The sequence below is a fragment of the Tateyamaria sp. genome (assembly GCF_039940735.1).
Classification (GTDB): domain Bacteria; phylum Pseudomonadota; class Alphaproteobacteria; order Rhodobacterales; family Rhodobacteraceae; genus Tateyamaria.
Genome location: NZ_JBDVGB010000091.1, coordinates 86,157 through 109,705, shown reverse-complemented (window position 1 = coordinate 109,705; position 23,549 = coordinate 86,157). Strand labels below are relative to the sequence as shown.

The window sequence follows — 23,549 nt, the reverse complement described above, 5'->3', positions numbered from 1 at the left end:
TCCTAGCATTTTCAACCGGTGATAATTACAAACCTAACAAAAGCTTTTATTGTGTTCGCGCCATTTTTGGTGTCGTTCTAACACCGACACATACAACAGGACCGGGTCTATTTCTGCTTTCCCTTCAAATTCCGTCTCAGAGGTGCGCGCTGGTATGGCTGCGGTTTATCCGCGCCTTTGGCGTTATGCTGTGGCGCTAACCGGACGACGCGACTGGGCGGACGATCTGGTGCAAACGACCTGTGTGCGCGCTTTGGACAAAGCCGACCAATTTCAGGCGGGTACACACCTGGACCGTTGGTTGTTTCGCATGACCCAACGCATTTGGCTAAACGAGTTGCGATCGCGTAAGGTGCGTACCGGCGGCGGCCTTGTTCCAGTCGAAGACATCGACCTTCCCGATACGTCCCCCGACGTCGAAGTGAATATTTTCGCGCGTGATGTGTTAAATAAGGTGAATGCGCTTCCCGAAGCACAACGCCAATCGGTGCTGCTCGTTTATGTGGAGGGGTTTAGTTATAAAGAGGCCGCCGAAATTATGGACATTCCCGTGGGAACAGTCATGAGTCGGCTTGCCGGGGCACGCAAACGGTTGAACACTCAAATGGCGGAACCAGAGGACGTAAAGCGATGAGTATCTCGCACAGTTTTTCAGATGAAGATCTGACGGCCTTTCTGGACGGAGAGGCCGCTGACGCCCTGCACGACGCAATTGAACAGGCTTTGGAAACCGATATGGCCTTGGCCGATCGTATGGCGTCACTTGATATTCCGCTGGCGCCGATCGTGGCTGCTTTTGACACATTACTGGACACGGCACCTGTGATGCCGGAATTCGCGGTGACCGAAACCCCGCCCGCGAAAGCAAAGCGAATGAATTGGGGTTGGGGCATCGGCACCTTTGCGACCGGATTGGCAGCGGGTCTTGCTGTTGCGGTCTTTACCGGCTTTGGCACCCCCGAACCCGCTCCGCGTGGCTGGATTAGCTTTGTGGCCAGCTATCAAGCGCTTTACACCACTGCGACATTGCAAGGCGCCACACCCAGCGCCGATGAAGCAAAAATGCAATTGGCCAACGTGTCTGACGCCTTGGGCTTTGATCTTTCCACATTGCCCGCGACAGAAGGGCTGACATTCAAACGGGCGCAGATTTTAGGCTTTGCAGGCAAACCGCTGATCCAGATCGCGTTCCTGCGCGCCGATGGTACGCCAGTGGCGTTGTGTATCATCCCATCCGGTGCTGGCGACAAACCTATCAACATGGGTGCGGCCGAAGGGCTGGATATTGCACGCTGGAATACCTCTGACTTTGGCTTTCTGCTGATCGGTGGCCAAGATGCAGAACCGTTGGCGCAAGAGGCGGAAACCTTCCGCAACTGGAGTACGGACATCGCCACCTAATCCGCGATCCTTCGTTTCCGTGCCATCAACGATCCCTGCAATCACCCCAGTATTATCCCATCCCTGCCCTGATTGTGCCCTGATTGGGCGCGATACCTGATCCTCGAAGCAGTAAAGATGGAAAGGGACGGCATGGACCGCCTCACCGAAATGGAAGCATTCGCTATGGTCGTTGACCAAGGCGGATTTACAGACGCCGCCAAGAAGATGGGGATTTCAAAATCCGCTGTCTCCAAGCACGTGTCTTCGCTGGAGGCCCGCTTGGGTGCCCGCTTGTTGAACCGCACCACGCGTCGGGTTTCGCCGACCGAAATCGGCCTAGCCTATTACGACCGTGCTCGCCGCGTTCTGAATGATGCAGGCGAGGCAGATTCGCTGGTCACATCCATGCAATCCGCGCCATCCGGCTTGCTGCGCATTTCTGTCGCGACGGATTTTGGGGTCAACCACCTATCACCGCGCTTGTCCGAATTCCTTGAGGATTTCCCCGATATCACCGTCAACATGGTGTTGAACAATCGGTACGTCGAACTGATTTCGGAAGGGTTCGATATGGCCATCCGCATCGGTGAGCTGGAAGACAGCACCCTAAGAGCGCGTAAGCTGACCGAAACCACAAAACGCATGATCGCCAGCCCCGAGTATTTCGAAAAGTATGGGCGTCCCGAAAAGATCGATGACCTGAACGAACACAAGTTGTTGCACTATTCCAACCAGTCTTCGGGCAACGTGTGGAAACTGACGGCGCCTTCGGGCGAAAAGCGTCAAGTGCGCACTGCCGGCTGGCTGTCGGTGAACGACGGACAATCCTTGCTGAACGCCGCAGTTTCTGGCCTTGGCATCGCCTATTTGCCCAGCTTTCTATACGCCGAAGCGATGGAAAAGGGTCTGATCGAAGACGCGATCCCCGAATTGCCGATGGAAACCCAAGGCATCTATGCCGTGTACCCACCGGGTCGTTTCACCCAGCCCAAGGTCCGTGCTTTCATCGATTTTCTGGTCCACGCCTTTGCCGACAAAGGCCCGGCGGACTGGTAAGATTTTCTCCCCGACCGAAATATTCGGTCACCTGCCCCGACGTGAAAGCGCCGGGGCTTTTTTTGATCAACGCATCGGGCTAGCCCGTGTGGTTGTCATCCGTCGTCAGACAGAACAATCACCTCAACTCGACGATTGGCGTCGCGCCCGTCTGGCGTCAGGTTGCTTGCGATGGGCGCTAAATACCCCATCCCCTCTGCATCGATTTGGGCCGCTGGGGCATTGAACGTGTTGATCAGCGCAGACCGGACGGCCTGCGCTCGCGCGCGCGAGATGTTGATATTGGCCTGAAGCCCGCCTTCTGTGTCCGTGTGGCCAACGACCGCGATACGCAATCCGCGCCGCGCTTGTAACAGTTCGGCAAGAGTCGCCAGTTCAGGATTGACGGTCGAACTTAGGGTCGTGGCCCCCACTGCAAAATCCAGATCATGCAAAACTGCGCGCCCCTGCGTTTGCAATTGTGTCACCAAATCCCCCGGCGTTTGGGGGGCAGTAGTACGGGGCACATCAGTTTGAGCTGCGGGGGGCTGTGGTTCCGGCGTCACTGCCACGTTTGAAATGTTGACCGTCGCCGTGTCAGAACCAATCTGCACGATCTGCAAATAGCCCGCACCGGATGCGGCGCTCGCCAACAAGGTCACCGCAGAATCTGTGCCGGGCAGGGCTGCGCTGATGAAATGGAAGCCTCGGATATTCACATACATCCCTGGTGCCGGCAGCACATCGATGCCAAACCGAAAATCAAAACCGCCGCAGCGGTCCGTTTCACAATCCAACAGCACCTCGTAACCCGCAGTTTCAAGTTGCGTCCGGATCGGCGCCAAAATCTGAAACGATGTCATCCCTGAAGACGGAATGCGATAGGCGCGCCGCGTCACCGGTCCTTCGACGATGCGCACAGGCAATGTGCCATCGGCAAAGGGGCCCGTCGGCACGGCCTCTTGGTCAAGCGTGCTGTCGCGCGCTTCGGTTTCGGTTGCACTGGCGGGCAAAGTCAATTCCAGCGCATGCGCGGGCCATGCCGTACCGATCAGAAGGATTGCAGATATGCCCCGCGCCAGCTTTGTCATCTTTAACGCGCCTGCCCGTGGTATTCTGCGTTGGGCTGCATCGCCGTCGCACTTGCCACGCGATTTGACATGTTAAAAAAAGCCGCGACGTTGATCAGGTCCCAAATATCGCGGTCACTTAAATCATGATCCCGCAGGGTCGCACGGTCGCTTTCCTCGATCTGGGCCGAGGCGAGCGTGAGTTTTTCGGCAAATTCCAGCATTGCACGTTGGCGCGGCGTGACAGATGCGACACGCCAGTTCATCACTAACGCTTCGCCCAAAGCCGGATCACCCGACAGCGCACGCACCGCCGCACCATGTGCCGTCAGGCAATAATAACAACAGTTGGTTGCGCTGACGACCACGGCCACCATCTCGCGTTCAAGCTTGGTCAGGCCGCTGTCCGTCAACATCAGATCGTTATAAAGCGCGGTGAATGCGTTCAGTTTATCAATATCAAAGGCGTGCGCGGTAAGGACATTGGGCACCATCCCCAGCTTATCCTGACAAATATCAAAGTACTTTTGTGTCTGTTCCGGCAAAGGATCGACCATGGGCAAGTCTAGGGCGGTGGGGCTATTGGTCATTGCGGTTTCACTGTTCTGCCGGATCTATGCGGTAATGATAGCCGCCAATGGGTGAAAAACCCAACTGTTGATACAACGCATTTGCAGGGCCGTTTGATGCAGTCGTCAAGACCGCCAAGGTTTCGGCCCCGTTTTGCTGCGCCCAAAACGCCGCGCGGCGCATGATCCATTGCGCCACACCTTGACGGCGCTGCGATTTAAGCACTTCGACCGCATGTACCATGGCGATGCCGTCGTGGATCGCGACAAAAGCCGCCCCCGCCGGTTTTTCGTTCCACCTTGCAAGGATACCTGTCTTGATTTGCGCCCGTTCCATTACGGCCAAGCGCGCCGGACCAATGCCGCCTTGGGCCCAGATTTCGGCCATGATGGCCAGCGGTTCCCAAATGGCAAAGGCCGTGACGGGCGGCACTGGCGTGTCTGTTAGTGCAGAAACAGGGGCAACATAGCCATTGGTCGAGTCGATCACCTCATAATCGCGCGCGGCAAGTGCTGCGTCTAGTGCATCTTCGCCTGCGCGCACCTTAAACAGCGACCTTTGGTCAATCGTGCGCATGGCCGTTTCTGCCTGCGCGATGTCGGCGTCAACGAATGCCCCCTCTGCCGTTACGGCAGTGACACGTTTGCCCCCGCCTTGCCCGTCGCGGATTACCCATGGACCAACACGTGTTTTGCTTGCCGCAGGCCAAGTGCCATCAATGGCCGTGTAAAAGGCCTGCGGGCTGATCATGCTGGGAAAACGCTTGAAAGGGCCTCAAGAGCCGCATCAACCATCGCGCCATCTGTGCCTCGGATCACGACATTTGCACCGTATTTGCCGCCTTTTTGGAAAGGATACGAGCCGATGCTTAGATCAGGATAGGTCGCAGCCAAATCGCCAAGTGGGCCAGCAATGTCACCTTCTCCCCGGTCAATGCGCAGGGTTTTTGACACCAGCGGCGCGCCGCCCGTCAACGTGGGCAACACACTTTCGACCATCGCCTGAAACACCGACGGCACGCCGGCCATCACATGCACATTTCCGATGCTAAAGCCGGGCGCGACCGAAACAGGATTGTCGATCAAAGTTGCCCCATCTGGAATGCGGGCCATCCGCAGGCGGGCGGTGTTCAGTTCGGCCCCGGTCTTGGCATAGTGGGCGGCCAAAAGCGCGCGCGCGTCGTCGCGCACGTCGATGGGGGTGTCAAAGGCAGCAGCAATACAGTCGGCGGTGATATCATCATGGGTCGGCCCGATACCGCCCGAGGTGAACACCGTTTCATGGGCTGCACTCAGCGCTTTGACAGCGGCAATGATCGCATCACGGTCATCACTAACGACGCGGACTTCTTTCAGATCAATGCCGTGGTCAGTCAATTGACCTGCCAAATGGTACATGTTCGCGTCGCGCGTGCGACCCGATAGAATTTCATCGCCGATCACCAGCATGGCAGCGGTTGGGTTGGACATCGTGTTGGCCTCCTTGAGCAGGGCGTGGGATCGGTATAGGCCCGCACCCATGCGCTTTCAAACCGAACTTGTCCCCGCCACCCTGATCCGACGCTACAAACGCTTTTTGGCCGATTGCAGGTTAGAAGACGGACGCGAAGTGGTCGCCCACTGCGCCAATCCGGGGTCGATGATGGGATTGGCGGACCCAGGGATGCGGATTTGGCTCGAACCCAATGACGATCCCAAGAAGAAGTTAAAATTTGGTTGGCGCTTGATTGAACATGATAATGGGCACTTTACAGGTGTGGATACCTCTGTGCCGAACCGCGCCTTGCGGGCTGCGTTTGAGGCAGGCGAGGTGCCGGGATTTCAGGAATATGCGACCGTGCGCCCGGAACAAAAATACGGAACAAACAGCCGCATCGATTTTCTGTTGCAGGGTGACGGCCTGCCCGACGCCTATGTCGAGGTCAAATCCGTGACCTTATCGCGCACGGCTGGCCTTGCTGAATTTCCTGACAGTGTGACAGCGCGCGGCGCCAAACATTTGGGCGAATTGGCAGCGATGGCGCAGGCGGGGCACAGGGCGGTGATGCTGTATTTGGTGCAGCGTACAGATTGTGACCGTTTTGCCCTCGCGGCCGATATCGACCCTGCATATGCGGCGGCCTATCGATCTGCGTCACAGTCGGGGGTGGAAACCATGTGCCTTGGAACCTACATCACCCCTGAAGGCGTCGATGTTGCAAACCCGATCTTGATCGCGATCTGACAGCGTCTGGCCCTTTTCGCCGCAGTGCAGTATACTGGCGGTTATAGAATTTAAGACACCTTTTTTGCCGATGGAGCAGACCTTGAACAAAGAAAGCCGAGGCCGCCAAACCAAAGACGGTATCCGCATCTATGAAGCTGCGGACTTTGCTGGCATGCACGCCGCCGGACGGCTGGCCGCCGAAATTCTGGACGCCATGGCCCCGCTGGTCGTGCCCGGCCAAACCACGGGCGAGATCGACCGCATCATCACGCAGATGGTTGATGACGCCGGCGCCACGTCAGCCACCATTGGATACAAGGGCTATAAACACGCCAGCTGTATCAGTGTGAACCATGTGGTCTGTCACGGTATTCCGGGCGACAAGGTGCTTAAGGATGGCGACATTCTGAATATTGACGTGACTGTCATCGTGGATGGTTGGTTTGGTGACACAAGCCGGATGTATGTGGCCGGCAAACTGCCCCGCAAGGCCGAACGCTTGATCCAAGTGACCCATGATGCGCTGATGCTGGGGATTGAGACGGTTAAGCCCGGCAATACGTTTGGCGACATCGGTCATGCCATCCAAACCTATGTGGAAGGCCATCGCATGTCGGTTGTGCGTGACTTTTGTGGTCACGGGTTGGGTCGCGTGTTTCACGCCCCGCCCAACGTTTTGCATTACGGTCGCCCCGGTACCGGTGCGGTGCTAGAACCCGGTATGATCTTTACCATCGAACCGATGGTTAACTTGGGTCGCCCTGAAACCAAAACCTTGTCCGATGATTGGACTGCTGTGACGCGTGACAAGTCGTTGTCGGCGCAGTTTGAACATTCAGTGGGCGTGACTGAAGATGGGGTCGAGATTTTCACACCGTCCCCGGTTGGAAAGTTCCACCCAACATTTGGCTAACCAAGGGCGGAGCAAGCTCCGCCTTACTTAGCTACCGCGTGTGCGGTGCGGTCCAGCAATTGCTGCCAGTGCAAGGATCGCCCCTGACACGGTCGCGATCATACCCGCCGCACTCACGGATGCAGAGGCCCCAATCCAAAGGGGGCCATATCCTGCCAGCACATATCCCATGATGGCCGCGACTGTCGCAAAACCTGCCGACCACGCCACTTGATGGCCCAAACGGTTGGTCATCATCCGTGCGGCGGCTGGTGGGCATATGAACATCGCGATCACAATGATTGATCCCACGGCGTCAAATGCAGCCACGGCAGCAATCGCCGACACGACCACCAACGCCAGTCCTAATGGCCCGGTACGCAGGCCTAGGCCACGGGCAAACCCTTCGTCGAAGGTCGACAAGGCCAAGGGTCGCCAAAACAGGCATAAGAACGCAGCAACCACCACCAACGCCAGTGCCATGCGCGGCAATTCGACAGGCAATCCAGCGAGGGCTGTGGGATCGACCAAAGATCCCCACCCATCTGCATCTAGCCAAATCAGACTTTCTAGGTTGCCGAACAGCGCGTGTTCAACATCCAAATGAACGTTGGACGTGTCTGAACGTTCCAGCAGCAAAACGCCCCCGGCAAACATTGCGGTGAACACGACACCCATCGCAGCACCCGCTTCGATCCGGCCAAGACGGCGGATGGCTTCGATCGCGATGACCGCCAAGACCGCAGCCCCCGCCGCCCCAAGTAGCATCGGCCCCGTGGCGACCACCCCTGTCAAAAGGAAAGCCACAACGATACCCGGCAGGACCACGTGGCTGATCGCATCGCCGATCAGCGCCTGACGCCGCAACAATAGAAAATTCCCCGGTAGCGCACAGGCCACAGCCACACACACCCCAATCAGGATAGGTGTAAGGGACAGGGCGACAAATTCAGCCCCCATCACGTCACCACCACCGGTGCGGCAATCTTGCCGTCCACATCACTTAGTTGATCCGGGGTAAGGATGTCTTCGATCGGGGTCAGCCCGTCGTAGCGCGTGGCCGCCGCTGCAAAACTGTGGTCCGCCCGCACAATCGACCAACGGGTTTCATCAAGCAGCGCCTTAGAAGCCGCCGCCTGCCCCTGCACCGTCGCCACACCATCGGGTAAAATCAACCCCTCGCGGGTCATCAAACGTCTTGTCAGGGCCTCGAATATTTGTTGGCCCTGCGCCAGCGCCAACAACCCTTGTCGCATATGCACCCGCCGTTGATAGCGGCGGTGCACAAGGACTGAAGCCAGCACCCCGCGCCCCGGCGACAAAAGCAACGACACAAGAAACAGCGAAAAGCCGGCCAGCACTACAATCGGCCCTGTCGGCAACGCAGGCGCTACGGCAGACGTTGCCGCCCCGACATAACCCGACACTCCGCCAACCAAGCCCGCGATCAGCACCACATGGCCCGCCCGGTCTGTCCAGAACCGCGCGGTCACCGCAGGTACAATCAACAAGGCAACAATCAGGATCAACCCGACAACCTTGAGGCCCACAACCGTGACAACCAGCACAATGCCCATCATCGCCAGATCAATGCGCCCCAACGTCCAACCTGTTGCTTGGGCGTAACCGGGATCAAACGCTGCCAATTCCAAGGGACGGCGCAGCGCCAGAACCAGCACCAATACAACGGCCGCCGAAACCGCCAACAAAATCGCATCACTGCGCAACATGCCCGCGGTGGAGCCCAGCAAGAACCCTTCGAGGCCAGCCTGACGGCCTGAATTCATCGTCTGGATGATGGTTAAAATCACAATGCCGATGCCAAAGAACACCGACAGTACGGCCCCAATCGCGGCATCCTCGCCCAGCCGCGTGCGTGCACTTAACCACTGCACACAAAGCAACCCCAAAGCCGCCGACGCACCCGCGCCCAGCAACAATCCCGGCAACCAGCGTCCGTCTCCGCCCAAGCTAACCATCACAATAAAGGCCAGCCCAACGCCCGGCAGGGTCGCATGGCTGATCGCATCACTGACCAAAGCGCGTTTGCGCAAAAATAGAAAAGTGCCTGCCACGCCCGAGGCAACGCCCAACAGCGTAGCCCCCAAGGTCACAAGCGTCGCGTTATATCCAAGCTGCAAAAGCAGAGCATCGGCAAGCATAGCTTAGCCTGCGACGCTTTCTGGATCGACCCGCGCAGTTGTCAAACGACCACCATAGGCGGCTTGTAGGTTGTCTTCGGTAAAGATGTTTTCGACCGGACCGGCGGCGACCACTTGGGTGTTCAGCAACACCACGTCGTCGAAATAATCCGGCACGGTGGCCAAATCATGATGCACGGCCAGCACTGTGCGTCCGGTATCACGCAGGCCTTGCAGCACCGAAATGATGGCCTTTTCCGTTGCTGCATCTACGCCCGCAAAGGGTTCGTCCAGCACGTAAATGTCTGCATCCTGCGCCAAGGCACGGGCCAAGAACACACGCTGTTGCTGCCCGCCCGAAAGTTGGCCAATCTGGCGCGTGGCAAAATCTGTCATACCAACACGGTGCAAGGCATCGATCGCCTGCGCACGGTGTTTGGAACGCACGCGGCCCAAAAGGCCAAGCTGGCGGTACATACCCATCATGACCACGTCGATCACACGGGTCGGAAAATCCCAATCCACGCTGGCGCGTTGCGGCACATAGGCAATGCGATCGCGCATTTGCGCCAGCGGTTTGCCAAAAATCGCAACAGTCCCAGCCAGTGGTTTAACAACCTGCAACGCAGCCTTTAGCAACGTGGATTTGCCCGCCCCGTTGGGGCCGACGATTGCCGTCATTTTACCTGCGCGCACTGTCATATCGACAGAAAAAATCGCCGGGGTCTGCCCATAAGACACCGTCAGGCCGCGCACAGAAAGCGGGCTTGCAAGGCGTGTCTCTTCGGCTTTGGTTGCGTGATCAGTGACCAAGGAAAGTGTCATGCCGCCCCCTTTAGGTTGCCCAAACGTCCACCAGCAGGCACATCCGCGCCCAGTGCGCGGGCGATGGTCGTGACGTTGTGATCAATCATCCCAAGCCACGTGCCCTCATAGGTGCCATCCAGCCCCATCGCGTCAGAATAAAGCGATCCGCCAATGGCGACAGTGTGTCCCTGAGCGGCAGCACCTTCGATCAGCGCGCGAATGTTGCGATCCGAAACAGAGGTTTCGACAAACACGGCCGGCAATTGGCGCGCCACAAGCGTGTCCACCAACGTGCTGATGCGGTTCAGCCCTGCTTCGCTTTCCGTTGAAATGCCTTGAATGCCCAGCACCTCAAACCCGAAAGCCGCGCCGAAATAGCTGAACGCGTCGTGGGCCGTCAGTAACACACGCGCCTCGGGGCGCACTTGGGAAAGCACATCGTGGCTGTAGACCGAAAGGGCCTTTGCGTCGGTGACAAAGGTAGCGGCGTTGTCTTCGAACAGCGTTTTGCCTTTGGGGCGCAGCGTCGTCAGGGCACGCACAACTTCGGGCACACATTGCACCCACAAATCCGGGTCCATCCAAACGTGCGGGTCAAACCGGTTCTCATAATCCTGACTTGCAATCAAAGCAGCGGGATCAAGCGTTTCGGCAACCGCAAAAACCGGGCGTTTGCGCCCAAGATCGGTCAGAAATTCCTCCATCTGAGCCTCAAGGTACAGCCCGTGCGAAAACACCGCATCAGAACGCGTCATATCGACAATATCACTGCGGGTCTGGCGATAGGCGTGCGGATCAACACCCGCCCCCATCAAGGCTTGCACCTCGACGCCCGAACCACCAATGCGGCGCACCATGTCCGCGATCATGCCTGTTGTCGCAACAGCATTTACCCGAGAGGCCGCAAAAGACGGCGTTGCCACCATTGTTGCCATACCCGCCAGAACCGCGCGGCGCGAAACATTTGGAGTTTGAGGAAGATTTTTCATACAGTTGAATATGAGAGTCATTCGCAAGAAGTCAATAAGAATGAGAATGACTCGCAATAACAGCTTCGTGTTTTCGGGGTTTACTCAAAATTGATTAAAAAATGGGCGCCTTTTTCGTGATCTAACAAGGTGATCTGTCCTCCGCGTGCTTGAACAAGACTGCGCACGATACTTAAGCCCATGCCCGTGCCGCCACTTTCACGCCGTGTGGTAAAGAATGGATCGAACACCCGACTACGATTGCCGACACTAATGCCGGGGCCATCGTCGCCCACATGCAAACGCCCGGCTTGGGCATGTAACGTTAGGTACGTCGCGCCATGTTCGGCCGCATTGCGCGCCAATTGAGTTAGAATCGTGCCCAGATCGGACGCAATCAACGGCACCATGCCATCATGGCTCACCTCGATATTGATCGCGGCATTTAGCCCAAGTGCCACCTCGGACAATTTGCAGACGCCGCTGCCAGCACTTGTCGCGGCTTTGGCATGATGGCCCAGATCGTCCAACAGCATTTGCATGCGCTGGCTTGCATTGTGGATTGTGGCACTGAGTTCGCTTGCATCTTCTCCGCTGGCCCCCGCTTGCAACAGCTCAGCCGCACCTTGGATCGCTGTTAAGGGCGACGTCAGCTCGTGCGCAACATGATCGGCATAGGCTTTCATCCCATCTGCACGGTTGTGCAGGCTTTCGCCCATCGCCATGACGCTGACCCCCAGCCTGCTAAGTTCTGGCGTACCGAAATGCGTAGGCGCCGCGACATCGCGCCCCGCTTTCATCGCACGGGCATAATCCGTCAGGCGATAAATCGGACGCAGCACCAAACGCCACAATAAAAACCCCAAGACGCCAGTGGCCACCACGCCGATCCAGCCGATCAACCATGCGGCTTCACCCCAGCCCAGAATGTTTCCCCATAGACGCAGGTATATGATGCCAAAAAGCGGCGACACCAGCACGGCCGCCAACGTGCCCCCAAGGACCAGCGCCAAAGGCGGGCGCCACTTTTGGCCAATGCGTTTTACAGGCCCGTGCATGCGCCCATCCTTATGCCGATGCCATGCACCGTTTCGATGGCGTCTGCACAGCCTGCTTTGGTCAATTTGGCACGCAGATTGCGCAAATGGCTGTCGAGCGTGCGATCACTTGCCCCTGCATGCCCATAAAGCGCATCTGTCAACGACGGGCGCGCATGGATACGTTCGGGGTTGGCGATCAGGTGGGCAAGGATATCCATTTCACGCGCTGTCAGTGTGACAGGGGTACCATGCACCAGACAAAGATGGCGGGTCGCATCCACGCTGATCACACCGCGCGCCACTGCGGCACCTGATGGCGCAACGGGTCGCGTCCGCTTGAGGATCGCAGCGATGCGCGCCACCAACTCGCGGGGCGAGAACGGTTTGGTCACGTAATCATCGCCGCCCAATTCGAACCCCAGTATCCGGTCGATTTCGTCTTGCCGTGCGGTCAGAAACAACACGGGTGTCGTGTCGTTTGTGCGCAGTTCGCGGCACACGGCCAATCCGTCCATCTCGGGCAGGCCGATGTCCAGCACGATCAGATCAAAGCGACCTGACCGGGCCTTGGCAAGCCCTTCGGCCCCATCGCCCGCCTCGCTGACCTCGTGACCAGCTTGCTGCAGCGTGATGCGCAAGACAGAACGGATGTGGGGGTCGTCATCGACGATCAAAAGATGTGCGGTGTTCATGGTGCGGTCGCAGTCTGTGTCATGTTCGCAAGGCTACGGCGCACCCGCCAATTGCGAAAGCCCCATTCGCGCCAATCGTTCGGCTGAAAGACACGCGGCACGCGATACGAAGAAACACATTCAGCCGACCAATTTGCGCCAAAACGGGCAGTCATGGCAGGCACCACGTCTTCAGACAAACCACAAAGTGCAAACGTATCGGGGTCTGTATGGCGACTAAGGTTATGCCTCGCAATCGCGGCATCAAAACTCACGAAAGCACAGACATACAAAACTGCCGCCGCCAATGCTCCTCCGCGCAGTAGCATCCACGCTGCGGGGTAGTCCCGCCACACTTGCCAAACCACGATGCACAGCCCCGACGCCACCAGCCCCATCCAAACATAAGCGGCAAGCCGCAACCGCGTTAGCCCATAGATGTCCACATATGTGTCCAGTCGCCAGACCGAAGCAGCCACCAACGCCAGTGTCTGTGCCAACCACAACAGCATCAACCAACGCAAAACAGGGCGTCCAGCAAGATGTGGGCGCGCAAGCACGGCAAACAGGCCAGCCAGCAACGCCGTGACCAAAAGCGGATAAGCCCCGCGATGCGCATAGGTCGCCGCAGTGATCCCATCGGGAAGACCAGCATCGCCGTATAGAAACAGGATATCCATTCCCGTCTGCACCGCAAACAGTGCATTAAAAGCCACCAGCGAACGCGCGACTGATTCCGCGTTGATAATCCCCTGACGACGCACAGTTGAACGCACAGGGCGGCGCGCGCGCAACCGTTCGCGCATTCCCCACGCGGCCAGCACAGGCCAAATCATAACGGCCAGCGCGATCCAGAACCACAAACGCCACATGTTCGGCGCAGGCGCTTGCCACTCTGCCAGATTGGCAAAGATGCGGTCGAGCACCGGGTTTGCGCCAATAAGCAACAGTGCAAAAATCACCGTCGTCCCCAAGGGCAAGGCCCACGCCATCACAAACGCGCGGACATCAAAAGGGCCGGGACGGGCATTGCCGAGCTGTCCTGCCGTTTTGATACCGCTTTGTGCACTATGCAACGGCGCAACCCACCACAGCCGCAACCCGCCGCGCAAAAAATCACCCCGCGATAATCCCGCAAGGGCGACCACGCACCCCGTCAGTCCGCACAATGCTATAAGGACAGACAAAGGTTGCACCAGTTCAATCAGTGGCAACACCGACAACACAGCCCCTGACGCGATCCCGACCCGCGCCTGCATACCAAGGCGGGGCCATGCCAAAGCCAGCCCCGCCATAACGATCACAAGCGCCAACAGCGCAAAGCTGATCGCAGGAACCGCTTGCCAGACCAACAGGTCTCCGGTTGCGATTAGGGTGATCAAAAGACCGGCTTTCATGCCATCGTGTTTGCGCCGCATCTGCTTGCCCTGTCCCGTCGTTTTAGGCGCATCCAACCACCACCCATCCTGCTTCATACGCAGCGGCACTCCGCGAAAAATCCTCGTTTCCATGATCTGTCCCTGTGACTTTGTTTTTGCTGATGGGACGAATGTGACAGGCGGTTGTGCAGCGCCTGACGCAAAGCTTGTGCAGAATTTGTGCAGGCCGTGACATCGCGGCACAGCTTGCCAAACCGCGCATGTCGTGCCACTTCCGTAGCCTACCCAAATCCGAAAGGATCGCCCGATGCATGCCACCCAAACGTCTTCTGTCGGTTCAAACACCGCCCAATTGCCGCAGGTCACCGAGCCTCGCAATCCAGGAATGGCGCTGGATATGGATTGGGTGAGGCGGGTTCAGGCCAACACTTCGGCCATCGAACGGCGATGCGCGACCCTTTCAGCGCGACGTTCGATCAAGAAAGATCATCAAGCGGCGTGGTTGCTGAAAGCGGTCAGCCTGATCGATCTGACAACATTGTCAGGGGACGACACCGAAGCCCGCGTGCAGCGCCTTTGCGCCAAAGCACGCCAACCAATACGGGCCGAAATGCTGGATGCGTTGGGGATGGACGGACTGACAACCGGTGCCATCTGCGTCTATCATGAAATGATCCCCGCCGCAGTCACCGCATTGCATGGCACTGGCATTCCCGTTGCTGCCGTGTCCACTGGTTTCCCGGCGGGTCTGTCCCCTTTCCCCCTGCGTCTGCAAGAGATTACCCAAAGCGTCGCGGCCGGAGCTGCGGAAATTGACATTGTGATATCGCGTCGCCACGTGCTCGAAGGCAATTGGCAAGCGCTTTATGAAGAAATGGCCCAAATGCGCACCGCATGCGGAGACGCCCAAGTCAAAGCGATCCTCGCCACTGGCGAGTTGGGATCTTTGCGCAACGTCGCGCGCGCGTCACTGGTTTGCATGATGGCAGGCGCGGATTTCATCAAGACATCGACCGGCAAGGAAAGCGTCAACGCAACCCTGCCCGTAACGCTGGTGATGATCCGCGCAATTCGCGACTATTTCGAAGCGACGGGATTTCGCGTTGGATACAAGCCCGCTGGTGGGATATCCAAAGCCAAAGACGCGTTGGTTTATTTGTCTCTGATGAAGGAAGAGCTAGGAGACCGCTGGTTGATGCCTGACCTGTTTCGGTTTGGTGCGTCATCATTATTGGGCGATATTGAACGCCAACTCGAACACCATTTGACCGGCGCCTATTCAGCTGGGTACCGTCACCCCATCGGGTGAGGCGGAATTTTAAGTAAAATTCCGGCCATTTTCTGTGTCAGAAAATGCCGCCCGGAACAGACCGAGGGACGACACCATGACCGTCAAGAACATCTTTGAATCCATGGACTACGGCGAAGCTCCCGAAGCTGCTGGCGACGCGTTAACGTGGCTTGCTGATCGCGGCCCCGTTTTCGGCCACTTTATTGACGGCAAATGGGGTTCAAAGCGTGATGACTTCGCATCAACAAACCCCGCCACGGGTGAAAAACTGGCTGGCGTCACAAAAGGCACGCCTCAAGAAGTGGCCACTGCGGTTGCAGCCGCCCGCGCCGCCCAACCCAAGTGGGCCAAGTCAGGCGGCCACGCCCGCGCCCGCGTTCTTTATGCCATCGCCCGCCTTATGCAAAAGAACGCGCGCCTTCTGGCCGTCATGGAAACGTTGGACAATGGCAAACCGATCCGCGAAAGCCGCGACATAGACGTGCCTCTCGCGATCCGCCACTTCTATCACCATGCTGGGTTTGCTCAGCTGATGGACACCGAATTGCCTGATCAAGCGCCGCTTGGTGTTTGCGGTCAGATTATTCCTTGGAATTTTCCCTTGTTGATGTTGGCCTGGAAAATTGCGCCAGCTTTGGCGATGGGCAACACAGTTGTCCTAAAACCCGCCGAATATACGTCTTTGACTGCTATGGTATTTGCTGAAATCTGCACCCAAGCCGGCGTGCCCCCCGGCGTCGTCAATATCGTCACAGGAGACGGCGAAACCGGCGCAGCGCTGGTCGCCTCTGATGTCGACAAGATCGCCTTTACCGGGTCCACCGCAGTTGGCCGTCACATCCGCCAAGCCACTGCTGGCACGGGCAAGGCGCTGACCTTGGAATTGGGCGGCAAGTCCCCCTACATTGTGTTTGACGATGCCGACATTGATTCCGCGGTCGAAGGTCTGGTGGACGCGATCTGGTTCAATCAGGGGCAAGTCTGTTGCGCAGGCTCGCGCCTGTTGGTGCACGAACCCATTGCTGAAACCTTCTATGCTAAATTGCGCTCCCGCATGGATCGTTTGCGCGTGGGCGACCCCCTCGACAAATCCATCGACGTCGGCGCTATTGTGGACCCTGTTCAGTTGGGTGCGATCTCCAAAATGGTTGCTGGCAATACCGCAGGCACCACCTATCAACCCGACACCGCGCTACCTGCGACGGGAAGTTTCTATCCCCCGACCCTTATCACGGGCCTCAACACCGCCGACACGTTGATGCAGGAAGAAATCTTTGGCCCGGTCCTTGTCTCCACCACCTTCCGCACCCCTGCCGAAGCGGTGGAATTGGCCAACAACACCCGCTACGGCCTTGCGGCATCGGTCTGGAGCGAGAACGTCAACCTTGCCCTCGATATTGCGCCTAAACTTGCAGCAGGCATCGTTTGGGTGAACGCCACCAACCTCATGGATGCATCCGCCGGCTTCGGTGGCGTGCGCGAAAGCGGCTTTGGGCGCGAAGGCGGTTGGGAAGGGTTGCAAGCCTATACCAAGCCAAAGACCACACCCAAGCCTTTGAAACCCATCGCCACATATGCAGGCAAAGGCGGCCCAACCGATGCGCTGGACCGCACCGCCAAACTGTACATCGGCGGCAAACAAGCACGCCCCGACAGCGGATATTCCCGTAACGTCTATGGCAAAAACGGCGCACTGCTGGGGCAATCCAGCCTCGCCAACCGCAAAGACCTGCGCAACGCAGTAGAAGCCGCACATGCCGCAAAAGGCTGGAGCAAAACCACAGGCCACCTGCGCGCACAGATCCTGTATTACATTGCAGAAAACCTGTCAGCCCGCGCTGACGAATTCAGCAAACGGCTTGACGCCCTACAAGGCGGAAAATCCGGCAACAAAGAAGTCGAGGCCTCGATCCAACGCCTGTTTACCTACGCAGCATGGGCCGACAAATACGACGGGGCCGTCAAAGGCGTTCCCATGCGCGGCGTCGCACTGGCCATGAACGAACCCATTGGCGTTATCGGGTGTCTTTGCCCGGACGAGGCGCCATTGTTGGGGTTGATATCGCTTGTTGCGCCCGCCATCGCGATGGGCAACCGGATGGTTCTGGCCGCGTCAGACCCTTTCCCATTGGCCGCCACTGATTTTTACCAAGTTCTCGACACATCTGACGTTCCCGCCGGGGTGGTCAATATTTTGACCGGTGATCACACCGACCTTGCGCCGCACATCGCGAAACACTTGAACATCGACGCGGTTTGGTCGTTCTCGGGCGCGGATGTCTCGAAGACCATCGAACAAGAGGCGGCGGGAAATCTAAAGCGCACATGGGTCAATAACGGCCAAGCGCGCGACTGGTTCAGCACCGCAGGCGAAGGCAAAGCGTTCTTGCAAGCCGCCACACAGACCAAAACCATCTGGGTGCCCTATGGCGAATAGGCCTGTGATTTAGGTTTGGTGCCGCCTTGCCGTTCTTAGGTAAAAACAAGCTGATGGGCCAAACGCTTGCTTTGTTTGAGCCGCCCGGCCCGGCATGACCCAAAACCTAACGACGGTCTGAAGGTTCGCTTGACCGAAACACGTTCGCAAACAATAACCCACGCGTCCACCGCAATATCACGCAAGCCGAAGGGAAATTGGCCAAGCCAACCGCCCCCTTCAGCATGTCGTGTGCGCAGCACGCATTTGGGTCAATCGGTGTCTGTGTCCGCAAGGCCGACGGGTTTTCCGACAACCACAAAGTGCAGTTGATCCGGGTTCAACAACGTGCCCGCCACACGGCGCACATCGTCCAGCGTGACGGCGTCAACCTTTTCGTTGCGGGTGGCGATGTAGTCGATGGGAAGCCCCAACATCTGCATACCGACCATGATCCGCGCGATCGGGCCATTACCGTTAAACCGCAACGGATAAGCGCCAGTGATATAAGTCTTGGCCCCGATCAGTTCTTCTTCGGTGATACCTTCGTTTGCGGCGCGTGCCCATTCGTCGCGGATCACGTTTACGGCTTCGGCGATGCTATCGTTGGCCGATGCCACCTGCCCCTGCACGGTTTCCGCATAATCCTGCGGTACAAGAAAGGACGACACGCCATAGGTCAGCCCCCGCTTTTCGCGCACTTCAGTCATCAGGCGGCTTTCAAAGCCCCCGCCGCCCAGCACTCGATTTAGCACATTGGCCGCAAAGAAATCCGGATCGTCCTGCGCGATGCCGTTCTGGCCAAAGATCGCAACAGACTGCGGTGTTTCAAACTCGACAACGGTTGTGCCGCCTTCGATCGTGACCGCGGCCGGTTTTGGCATTGGCGCGCCGGTTTCGGGCAGATCACCCAACAACGTATCAAGCATCACACCCAGCTCTTGTGGTGTGATGTCGCCCACAGCACCGACATAAATCCGGTCTTTGGCAAACACGGCCTTGTGTGCGGTCACAATATCATCGCGGTTCAGCGCCGTAACGGATTCAATCGTGCCCTCATAGGCGGTCGCATAAGGGTGATCGCCATAGGTCATCGCGTCAAAGGTCAAGCGCGCGATTTCGTTGGGGTCTTTTGCGTCAGCGCGTCGCCCCGCCAGCACCTGTTCGCGCACCCGTTCTAGGGCGGTGTCGGCAAAAGTTGGTTCGATGATCGACTTGCGCAGTAATTCCAGCGCGTCTGCCCGGTTCTCAGATAAAAATCTGGCGGAGACTGATAGGGAATCGTCGCCCACATCATAGCCAAAGGACGCGGCCAAGCTTTCTTGCGCACGCGCAAAGCCACGGGCGTCCAGATCACCAGCACCTTCTTCCAAAAGTCCTGTCATCAGGTTGATCGCACCGCGCTTGCCAGCGGCATCAAGGGACGCCCCGCCGCGAAAGCGCATTTCCAGCGCCATAAAGGGTATTGATGGTTCGCGCACCAACCATGCGGTGATACCGCCGGGGCTTACGACTTCTTCGATTTTCACTTCGGCACGGGTGGGCAAAGCGGCAGCGACTGCCACCGCAAAGATCATCACAAAACGCATCATTGGCTAATCTCCTTTTGCGTTTCGGGGCGGGTCAGCCACCCGGTCACCGATGCATCGCGGTTCAACACGGAACGCGCCGCTTGCATGATGTCTTCGGGCGTTACGGCTTGTAAAACCCCGGGCCATTTCTGAACGTCGTCGATCCCAAGACCCACCGCCATTGCCGCCCCATAGCGCCGCGCGATCCCGTCCACGTTATCGCGTTCGTAAATCTGGCTGGCACCCAGTTGGTATTTGATACGTTCCAATTGTTCAGCATCGACGCCGTCCACAAGGAATTGCGCCAGAACTTTATCCATCGCGTCCTCGCCTTCTTGGAGGGTCAGGCCGGGGGCTGGCACAACCACCACATCAAAGGTCGTGTCGTCCACCGAAGTCCCGCGATAAAACGCGCCGGAAAACGTTGCGATCTGTTCGTCAAATTGCAGCTTTTCGGTCATATAGCTGGTCTGCCCACCGCCCAAAACTTCGGCCAAAAGCGTCAGCGCAGCGGCCGCTGTTTGGTCACCCGGATCGCGTTCAGGGGCAAGGTACGAGCGGCTGACATATTCTTGCGCCACCCGCGCATCCCGAAAAATCACCCGGCGTTCTGCCGTTTGCGGAGGCTCTTCCGAACGCAGGCGTTCTGGCAAATCTGGGTTCGGAGGGATCACGCCATAATAGGTTTCGGCCAAGGCTTTTACGTCTTCCGCGTCCACATCACCGGACACAACAAGGATCGCATTGTTGGGATAATAGTAGGTATTATAGAACCCCAAAGCATCCGCTTTATCGAGCGTTTCCATTTCATGCATCCACCCGATGATCGGCACGCCATAGCGATGGTTCAGATATTGCGCCGCGTTCATCTGTTCACCAAACAACGCACGCGGGTTGTTTTCGGTGCGTTGGTTGCGTTCTTCGATGATCACGCGGCGTTCTGTTTCGACGTTCTGATCGGTGAAATTGATGTTGCGCATCCGGTCGGATTCCATGCGCATCATCAATTCAAGCCGGTCGGCCGCGACGCGTTGGAAGTAGGCAGTGTAATCATAGCTGGTAAACGCATTGTCACGCCCACCATTGGCGGCCACGGTTGCCGACAATTCACCATCGGCCAGCGTATCTGTCGCTTTGAACAGCAAGTGTTCCAAAAAGTGCGCCACGCCGGACGAACCGACAGGTTCATCCGCGGATCCGGCACGATACCAAACCATGTGCTGCACAACTGGGGCTCTGTTGTCTTCGACGACAACGACTTGCATTCCGTTCTCTAGCTCAAAGGTTGTGACCCCGTCCTGTTCGGCCTGCGCCGCGGCGGGCGCAAGCGTAACAGAAAGGGCAAAAGCAGCCAAAGCGGCGCGCATACGTGTCATGGTAAAATCCAATTCATCAAGCGGTGTCGGACTAAAGATACTCTGCCACGCGCAGGCTTCAAGAAGGGCTAGCAGCTTTGTGAGGGTCACGCGCAGATGCAGCGGCCCATCTTTGTTATGGCGCAGATGGGGTCGGCACACCCGCGCGGCGGAATTCGTCAGCAACAGGACCGGGACGAAGCGATTGGCGGCGATACGCGCGCGCATAGGTGTCTTCCTGAATGATGCGGATCTGCGAAAAGCGAGCTTGGCGTTTGCGGAACTTAGCGTCGGCCTCGGCCAAAGTGGCCCGGATATTTGCTTCGCGTCCAAAACGGCTTGCGTAGTTGACAAGCGTCCCATCGACACCCGGAACCGGCGCATTCGGAGAGGTCGCCTGACCACCCAATTCGGCCACGGCGTCTTCTAGGGGGCGTTGATCTGTTCGGTTAAATCCACCCGGTGTCGGCGTTGGCAACGCAGAAAAGCTTTCAGGTTCTTGGAGCGGTTTATTCGGCACGATCAGGAAATCATCCGGCCCCTCGCCTCGGTTTTGAACCTCGCGCAGGCCTTTGCTCTCGCATGCAGCAAGAACAGTGACGGCTATCAAGGCACAGACGATCAGACGCATTTACGAAACTCTCCTCATTTGGGCCGCATTATCGCAGCTTGGGCCAGCTTGTCACGCACCCTTTTTGCGCGGCTTGTCCTCTTGCCCAAAGATCACAAGGCTTATCGCTCCGACAAAGATAAAGATATCGCCAACATTATATACGGTTGGATTGTTTAACCCGCAGCAAGATGTGTTCAAAAAGTCGAGAACATACCCATAGATGAAACGATCCAGAACGTTGCCCAACGCGCCGCCGATCAGAAACCCGGCCCCCATATTCGCCAAGGGAGGTTGCGGTACACGCCATGCCCAAACGAGCACAAGTAAACATATGACAATCGCTAACGCGGCGAGCACCCAGACCGGCAAAGAACCGCTGAACAGGCCAAAGTTGATACCTCGGTTTTCACCATAGGAAAATCGGATGATCGGTGGCAGAACGTCCATAGTTCTGCTGCCATTGATACCCATCATATGGATGACCACGTATTTCGACAGTTGGTCGAGCGCAAAGGCCAAAAAGGCCGATATCCAAAGAAGTTTCATAGCCGCCTTAATGCCTGAAATGACGCATGCCGGTAAAGACCATAGCAAGGCCTGCTTCGTCTGCCGCAGCAATCACTTCGTCATCACGCATCGACCCGCCCGGCTGGATCAGAGCGGTTGCGCCCGCTTCGGCAGCCGTCACAAGACCATCCGCGAAAGGAAAGAACGCGTCAGATGCCACCACAGATCCGTTAGTCAAAGGTGCGGGCAAGCCCATGGCTTCGGCCATATCCTGCGCTTTGCGCGCCGCGATACGGGTGCTGTCCACACGGCTCATTTGCCCGGCACCGACGCCAACTGTCGCGCCATCTTTGACGTAGATGATCGCATTGGACTTTACGTGTTTCGCAACGGTCCAAGCGAACAACAGATCGGCCAATTCTTGCTCAGAAGGCTGGCGTTTGGTCACGACTTTCAGATCATCGCGCGAAATCCGCCCGACGTCTTTGTCCTGCACCAAGAACCCGCCCGACACTTGTTTCACCGCAACAGCCGCAGCGGCGGGATCCGAAAGCCCATCTGTCGTCAGCAAACGCAGGTTCTTTTTCTTGGCGAACACCGCGACAGCGTCAGCATCTGCGCCGGGGGCGATGACGACTTCGGTGAAAATGCCACTGATGGCTTCGGCCGTTGCGCCATCAAGGGGTTGGTTCAGTGCAATGATCCCGCCAAACGCGCTGGTGCGGTCGCAATCAAACGCACGGGTATAGGCCTGTTCCAAGGAGTCCCCCGTTGCAACACCACAAGGGTTGGCGTGTTTGATGATCGCGCAAGCAGGGCCTTGGCCCGCAAATTCGCTGACCAGTTCAAAGGCCGCATCCGTGTCGTTGATGTTGTTGTAGGACAGTTCTTTGCCTTGGTGTTGGGTCGCGGTGGCGACACCGGGGCGCGCAGCACCATCCGTATAAAACGCAGCCGCCTGATGCGGGTTTTCGCCGTAACGCAAGGTTTGCGCCAAAGTGCCTGCAAAAGCGCGGCGGCGTGGTGTTTCGGGCACTTCGCCTGCCATCCAAGTGCTGACAGCCGTGTCATAGGCCGCAGTTCGTGCATAAGCCGTCTGTGCCAGACGCTGGCGCAAAGCATAAGATGTTTTGCCCCCCTGTGCCGCCAATTCCGACAGGACGGCGTCGTAATCCTGCACATCCACAACCACGGTCACAAACCCATGGTTCTTGGCCGCAGAACGGATCATCGCTGGTCCGCCGATGTCTATGTTTTCGATAACTTCACCATAGGGCGCGCCCTTGGCAACGGTTTCTTCGAACGGATAAAGGTTCACGACCACCAGATCGATCGCGCCGATGCTGTGTTCTTCCATAGATGCGACGTGATCGTCATTGTCGCGCAACGCAAGCAAGCCACCATGAACAACCGGGTGCAGCGTCTTGACGCGGCCATCCATCATTTCGGGAAAACCGGTGACATCCGCCACATCGCGCACGTTCAGCCCTGCCTCGCGCAATGCACGTGCCGTACCGCCGGTGCTTAGCAGTTCGATGCCCTGTCCTGCGAGGGCTGTGGCAAATTCCAACAGGCCAGTTTTGTCGGATACAGAAATCAACGCGCGACGCACGGGGGTCAGGTCAGTCATGGGGG

General features: G+C 57.7%; 23 protein-coding genes. 7 read left to right on the top strand and 16 right to left on the bottom strand.

Annotated elements, in window-relative coordinates; all coding sequences use genetic code 11:
• The first annotated feature begins 154 nt into the window (after positions 1-154).
• From ABJF76_RS19215 to ABJF76_RS19205, 3 genes are all read left to right on the top strand, one after another.
• Complete coding sequence (locus ABJF76_RS19215; protein WP_413820314.1) at positions 155-634, top strand: RNA polymerase sigma factor; 480 nt, start codon at positions 155-157, stop codon at positions 632-634.
• On the top strand, positions 631-1,401 hold the full coding sequence (locus ABJF76_RS19210; protein ID WP_413820313.1) for an anti-sigma factor family protein: 771 nt from the start codon (positions 631-633) through the stop codon (positions 1,399-1,401). Before ABJF76_RS19215 ends, ABJF76_RS19210 begins: the two co-directional genes overlap by 4 nt.
• Before the next feature lie 132 nt (positions 1,402-1,533).
• Positions 1,534-2,439 (top strand): LysR family transcriptional regulator, encoded by a 906-nt coding sequence (locus ABJF76_RS19205; RefSeq protein WP_413820312.1) that lies wholly within the window; start codon positions 1,534-1,536, stop codon positions 2,437-2,439.
• Positions 2,440-2,534: 95 nt separating this feature from the next.
• Here the strand turns inward: ABJF76_RS19205 and ABJF76_RS19200 are convergent, their stop codons facing one another.
• From ABJF76_RS19200 to ABJF76_RS19185, 4 genes are read right to left on the bottom strand one after another with little or no spacing between them, the layout of a single operon-like run.
• On the bottom strand, positions 2,535-3,509 hold the full coding sequence (locus ABJF76_RS19200; protein WP_413820311.1) for an OmpA family protein: 975 nt from the start codon (positions 3,507-3,509) through the stop codon (positions 2,535-2,537).
• A 2-nt stretch (positions 3,510-3,511) separates the two neighbouring features.
• On the bottom strand, positions 3,512-4,078 hold the full coding sequence (locus ABJF76_RS19195) for a peroxidase-related enzyme (RefSeq protein ID WP_413820310.1): 567 nt from the start codon (positions 4,076-4,078) through the stop codon (positions 3,512-3,514).
• A gap of 7 nt (positions 4,079-4,085) precedes the next feature.
• The gene (locus tag ABJF76_RS19190; protein ID WP_413820309.1) at positions 4,086-4,808 is read right to left on the bottom strand and encodes a GNAT family N-acetyltransferase; all 723 of its coding nucleotides are present in this window, start codon (positions 4,806-4,808) and stop codon (positions 4,086-4,088) included.
• Complete coding sequence (locus ABJF76_RS19185; RefSeq protein WP_413820308.1) at positions 4,805-5,527, bottom strand: competence/damage-inducible protein A; 723 nt, start codon at positions 5,525-5,527, stop codon at positions 4,805-4,807. Before ABJF76_RS19185 ends, ABJF76_RS19190 begins: the two co-directional genes overlap by 4 nt.
• 49 nt (positions 5,528-5,576) lie before the next feature.
• On the opposite strand from ABJF76_RS19185, the gene sfsA reads away from it, so the two are divergent.
• On the top strand, positions 5,577-6,281 hold the full coding sequence (gene sfsA, locus ABJF76_RS19180) for a DNA/RNA nuclease SfsA (RefSeq protein WP_413820307.1): 705 nt from the start codon (positions 5,577-5,579) through the stop codon (positions 6,279-6,281).
• A gap of 82 nt (positions 6,282-6,363) precedes the next feature.
• Positions 6,364-7,176, top strand: coding sequence for a type I methionyl aminopeptidase (map, locus tag ABJF76_RS19175; RefSeq protein ID WP_413820306.1), 813 nt, complete (start codon positions 6,364-6,366; stop codon positions 7,174-7,176).
• Positions 7,177-7,203: 27 nt separating this feature from the next.
• Here map and ABJF76_RS19170 read toward each other — a convergent pair whose 3' ends face one another.
• The 7 genes from ABJF76_RS19170 to ABJF76_RS19140 form a co-directional block, all read right to left on the bottom strand.
• Positions 7,204-8,118 (bottom strand): metal ABC transporter permease, encoded by a 915-nt coding sequence (locus tag ABJF76_RS19170; protein ID WP_413820305.1) that lies wholly within the window; start codon positions 8,116-8,118, stop codon positions 7,204-7,206.
• A complete protein-coding gene (locus ABJF76_RS19165) occupies positions 8,115-9,317 on the bottom strand; it encodes a metal ABC transporter permease (protein WP_413820304.1) in 1,203 nt (400 codons plus the stop codon). Before ABJF76_RS19165 ends, ABJF76_RS19170 begins: the two co-directional genes overlap by 4 nt.
• 3 nt (positions 9,318-9,320) lie before the next feature.
• The gene (locus ABJF76_RS19160; protein ID WP_413820303.1) at positions 9,321-10,121 is read right to left on the bottom strand and encodes a metal ABC transporter ATP-binding protein; all 801 of its coding nucleotides are present in this window, start codon (positions 10,119-10,121) and stop codon (positions 9,321-9,323) included.
• Complete coding sequence (locus ABJF76_RS19155) at positions 10,118-11,092, bottom strand: metal ABC transporter solute-binding protein, Zn/Mn family (RefSeq protein WP_413820302.1); 975 nt, start codon at positions 11,090-11,092, stop codon at positions 10,118-10,120. The genes ABJF76_RS19160 and ABJF76_RS19155 overlap by 4 nt, the downstream gene beginning before the upstream one ends.
• A gap of 80 nt (positions 11,093-11,172) precedes the next feature.
• Positions 11,173-12,129, bottom strand: coding sequence for a sensor histidine kinase (locus ABJF76_RS19150; RefSeq protein ID WP_413820301.1), 957 nt, complete (start codon positions 12,127-12,129; stop codon positions 11,173-11,175).
• Positions 12,114-12,803, bottom strand: a complete 690-nt coding sequence (locus tag ABJF76_RS19145) for a response regulator transcription factor (RefSeq protein WP_413820300.1) — start codon at positions 12,801-12,803, stop codon at positions 12,114-12,116. Before ABJF76_RS19145 ends, ABJF76_RS19150 begins: the two co-directional genes overlap by 16 nt.
• A complete protein-coding gene (locus ABJF76_RS19140) occupies positions 12,800-14,293 on the bottom strand; it encodes a DUF4153 domain-containing protein (RefSeq protein WP_413820299.1) in 1,494 nt (497 codons plus the stop codon). The genes ABJF76_RS19145 and ABJF76_RS19140 overlap by 4 nt, the downstream gene beginning before the upstream one ends.
• 175 nt (positions 14,294-14,468) lie before the next feature.
• Here ABJF76_RS19140 and deoC point away from each other — a divergent pair, with 175 nt between their 5' ends.
• Complete coding sequence (deoC, locus tag ABJF76_RS19135) at positions 14,469-15,470, top strand: deoxyribose-phosphate aldolase (protein ID WP_413820298.1); 1,002 nt, start codon at positions 14,469-14,471, stop codon at positions 15,468-15,470.
• A gap of 76 nt (positions 15,471-15,546) precedes the next feature.
• Positions 15,547-17,889: an aldehyde dehydrogenase family protein gene (locus tag ABJF76_RS19130; RefSeq protein ID WP_413820297.1), complete on the top strand. Its 2,343-nt coding sequence runs from the start codon at positions 15,547-15,549 to the stop codon at positions 17,887-17,889.
• Between the two features lie 251 nt (positions 17,890-18,140).
• On the opposite strand, the gene ABJF76_RS19125 is transcribed toward ABJF76_RS19130, so the two are convergent.
• The 5 genes from ABJF76_RS19125 to purH form a co-directional block, all read right to left on the bottom strand.
• Positions 18,141-19,457: a M16 family metallopeptidase gene (locus ABJF76_RS19125; protein ID WP_413820486.1), complete on the bottom strand. Its 1,317-nt coding sequence runs from the start codon at positions 19,455-19,457 to the stop codon at positions 18,141-18,143.
• Positions 19,457-20,806: a M16 family metallopeptidase gene (locus tag ABJF76_RS19120; protein WP_413820485.1), complete on the bottom strand. Its 1,350-nt coding sequence runs from the start codon at positions 20,804-20,806 to the stop codon at positions 19,457-19,459. Before ABJF76_RS19120 ends, ABJF76_RS19125 begins: the two co-directional genes overlap by 1 nt.
• Positions 20,807-20,930: 124 nt before the next feature.
• Positions 20,931-21,425: a DUF3035 domain-containing protein gene (locus ABJF76_RS19115; RefSeq protein ID WP_413820296.1), complete on the bottom strand. Its 495-nt coding sequence runs from the start codon at positions 21,423-21,425 to the stop codon at positions 20,931-20,933.
• 51 nt (positions 21,426-21,476) lie between these two features.
• Positions 21,477-21,953 (bottom strand): signal peptidase II, encoded by a 477-nt coding sequence (gene lspA / locus ABJF76_RS19110; RefSeq protein ID WP_413820295.1) that lies wholly within the window; start codon positions 21,951-21,953, stop codon positions 21,477-21,479.
• A 7-nt stretch (positions 21,954-21,960) separates the two neighbouring features.
• Positions 21,961-23,544 carry a bifunctional phosphoribosylaminoimidazolecarboxamide formyltransferase/IMP cyclohydrolase gene (purH, locus tag ABJF76_RS19105; RefSeq protein WP_413820294.1) on the bottom strand — a complete coding sequence of 528 codons (1,584 nt, stop codon included), beginning with the start codon at positions 23,542-23,544 and terminating at the stop codon, positions 21,961-21,963.
• Positions 23,545-23,549 lie beyond the last annotated feature (5 nt).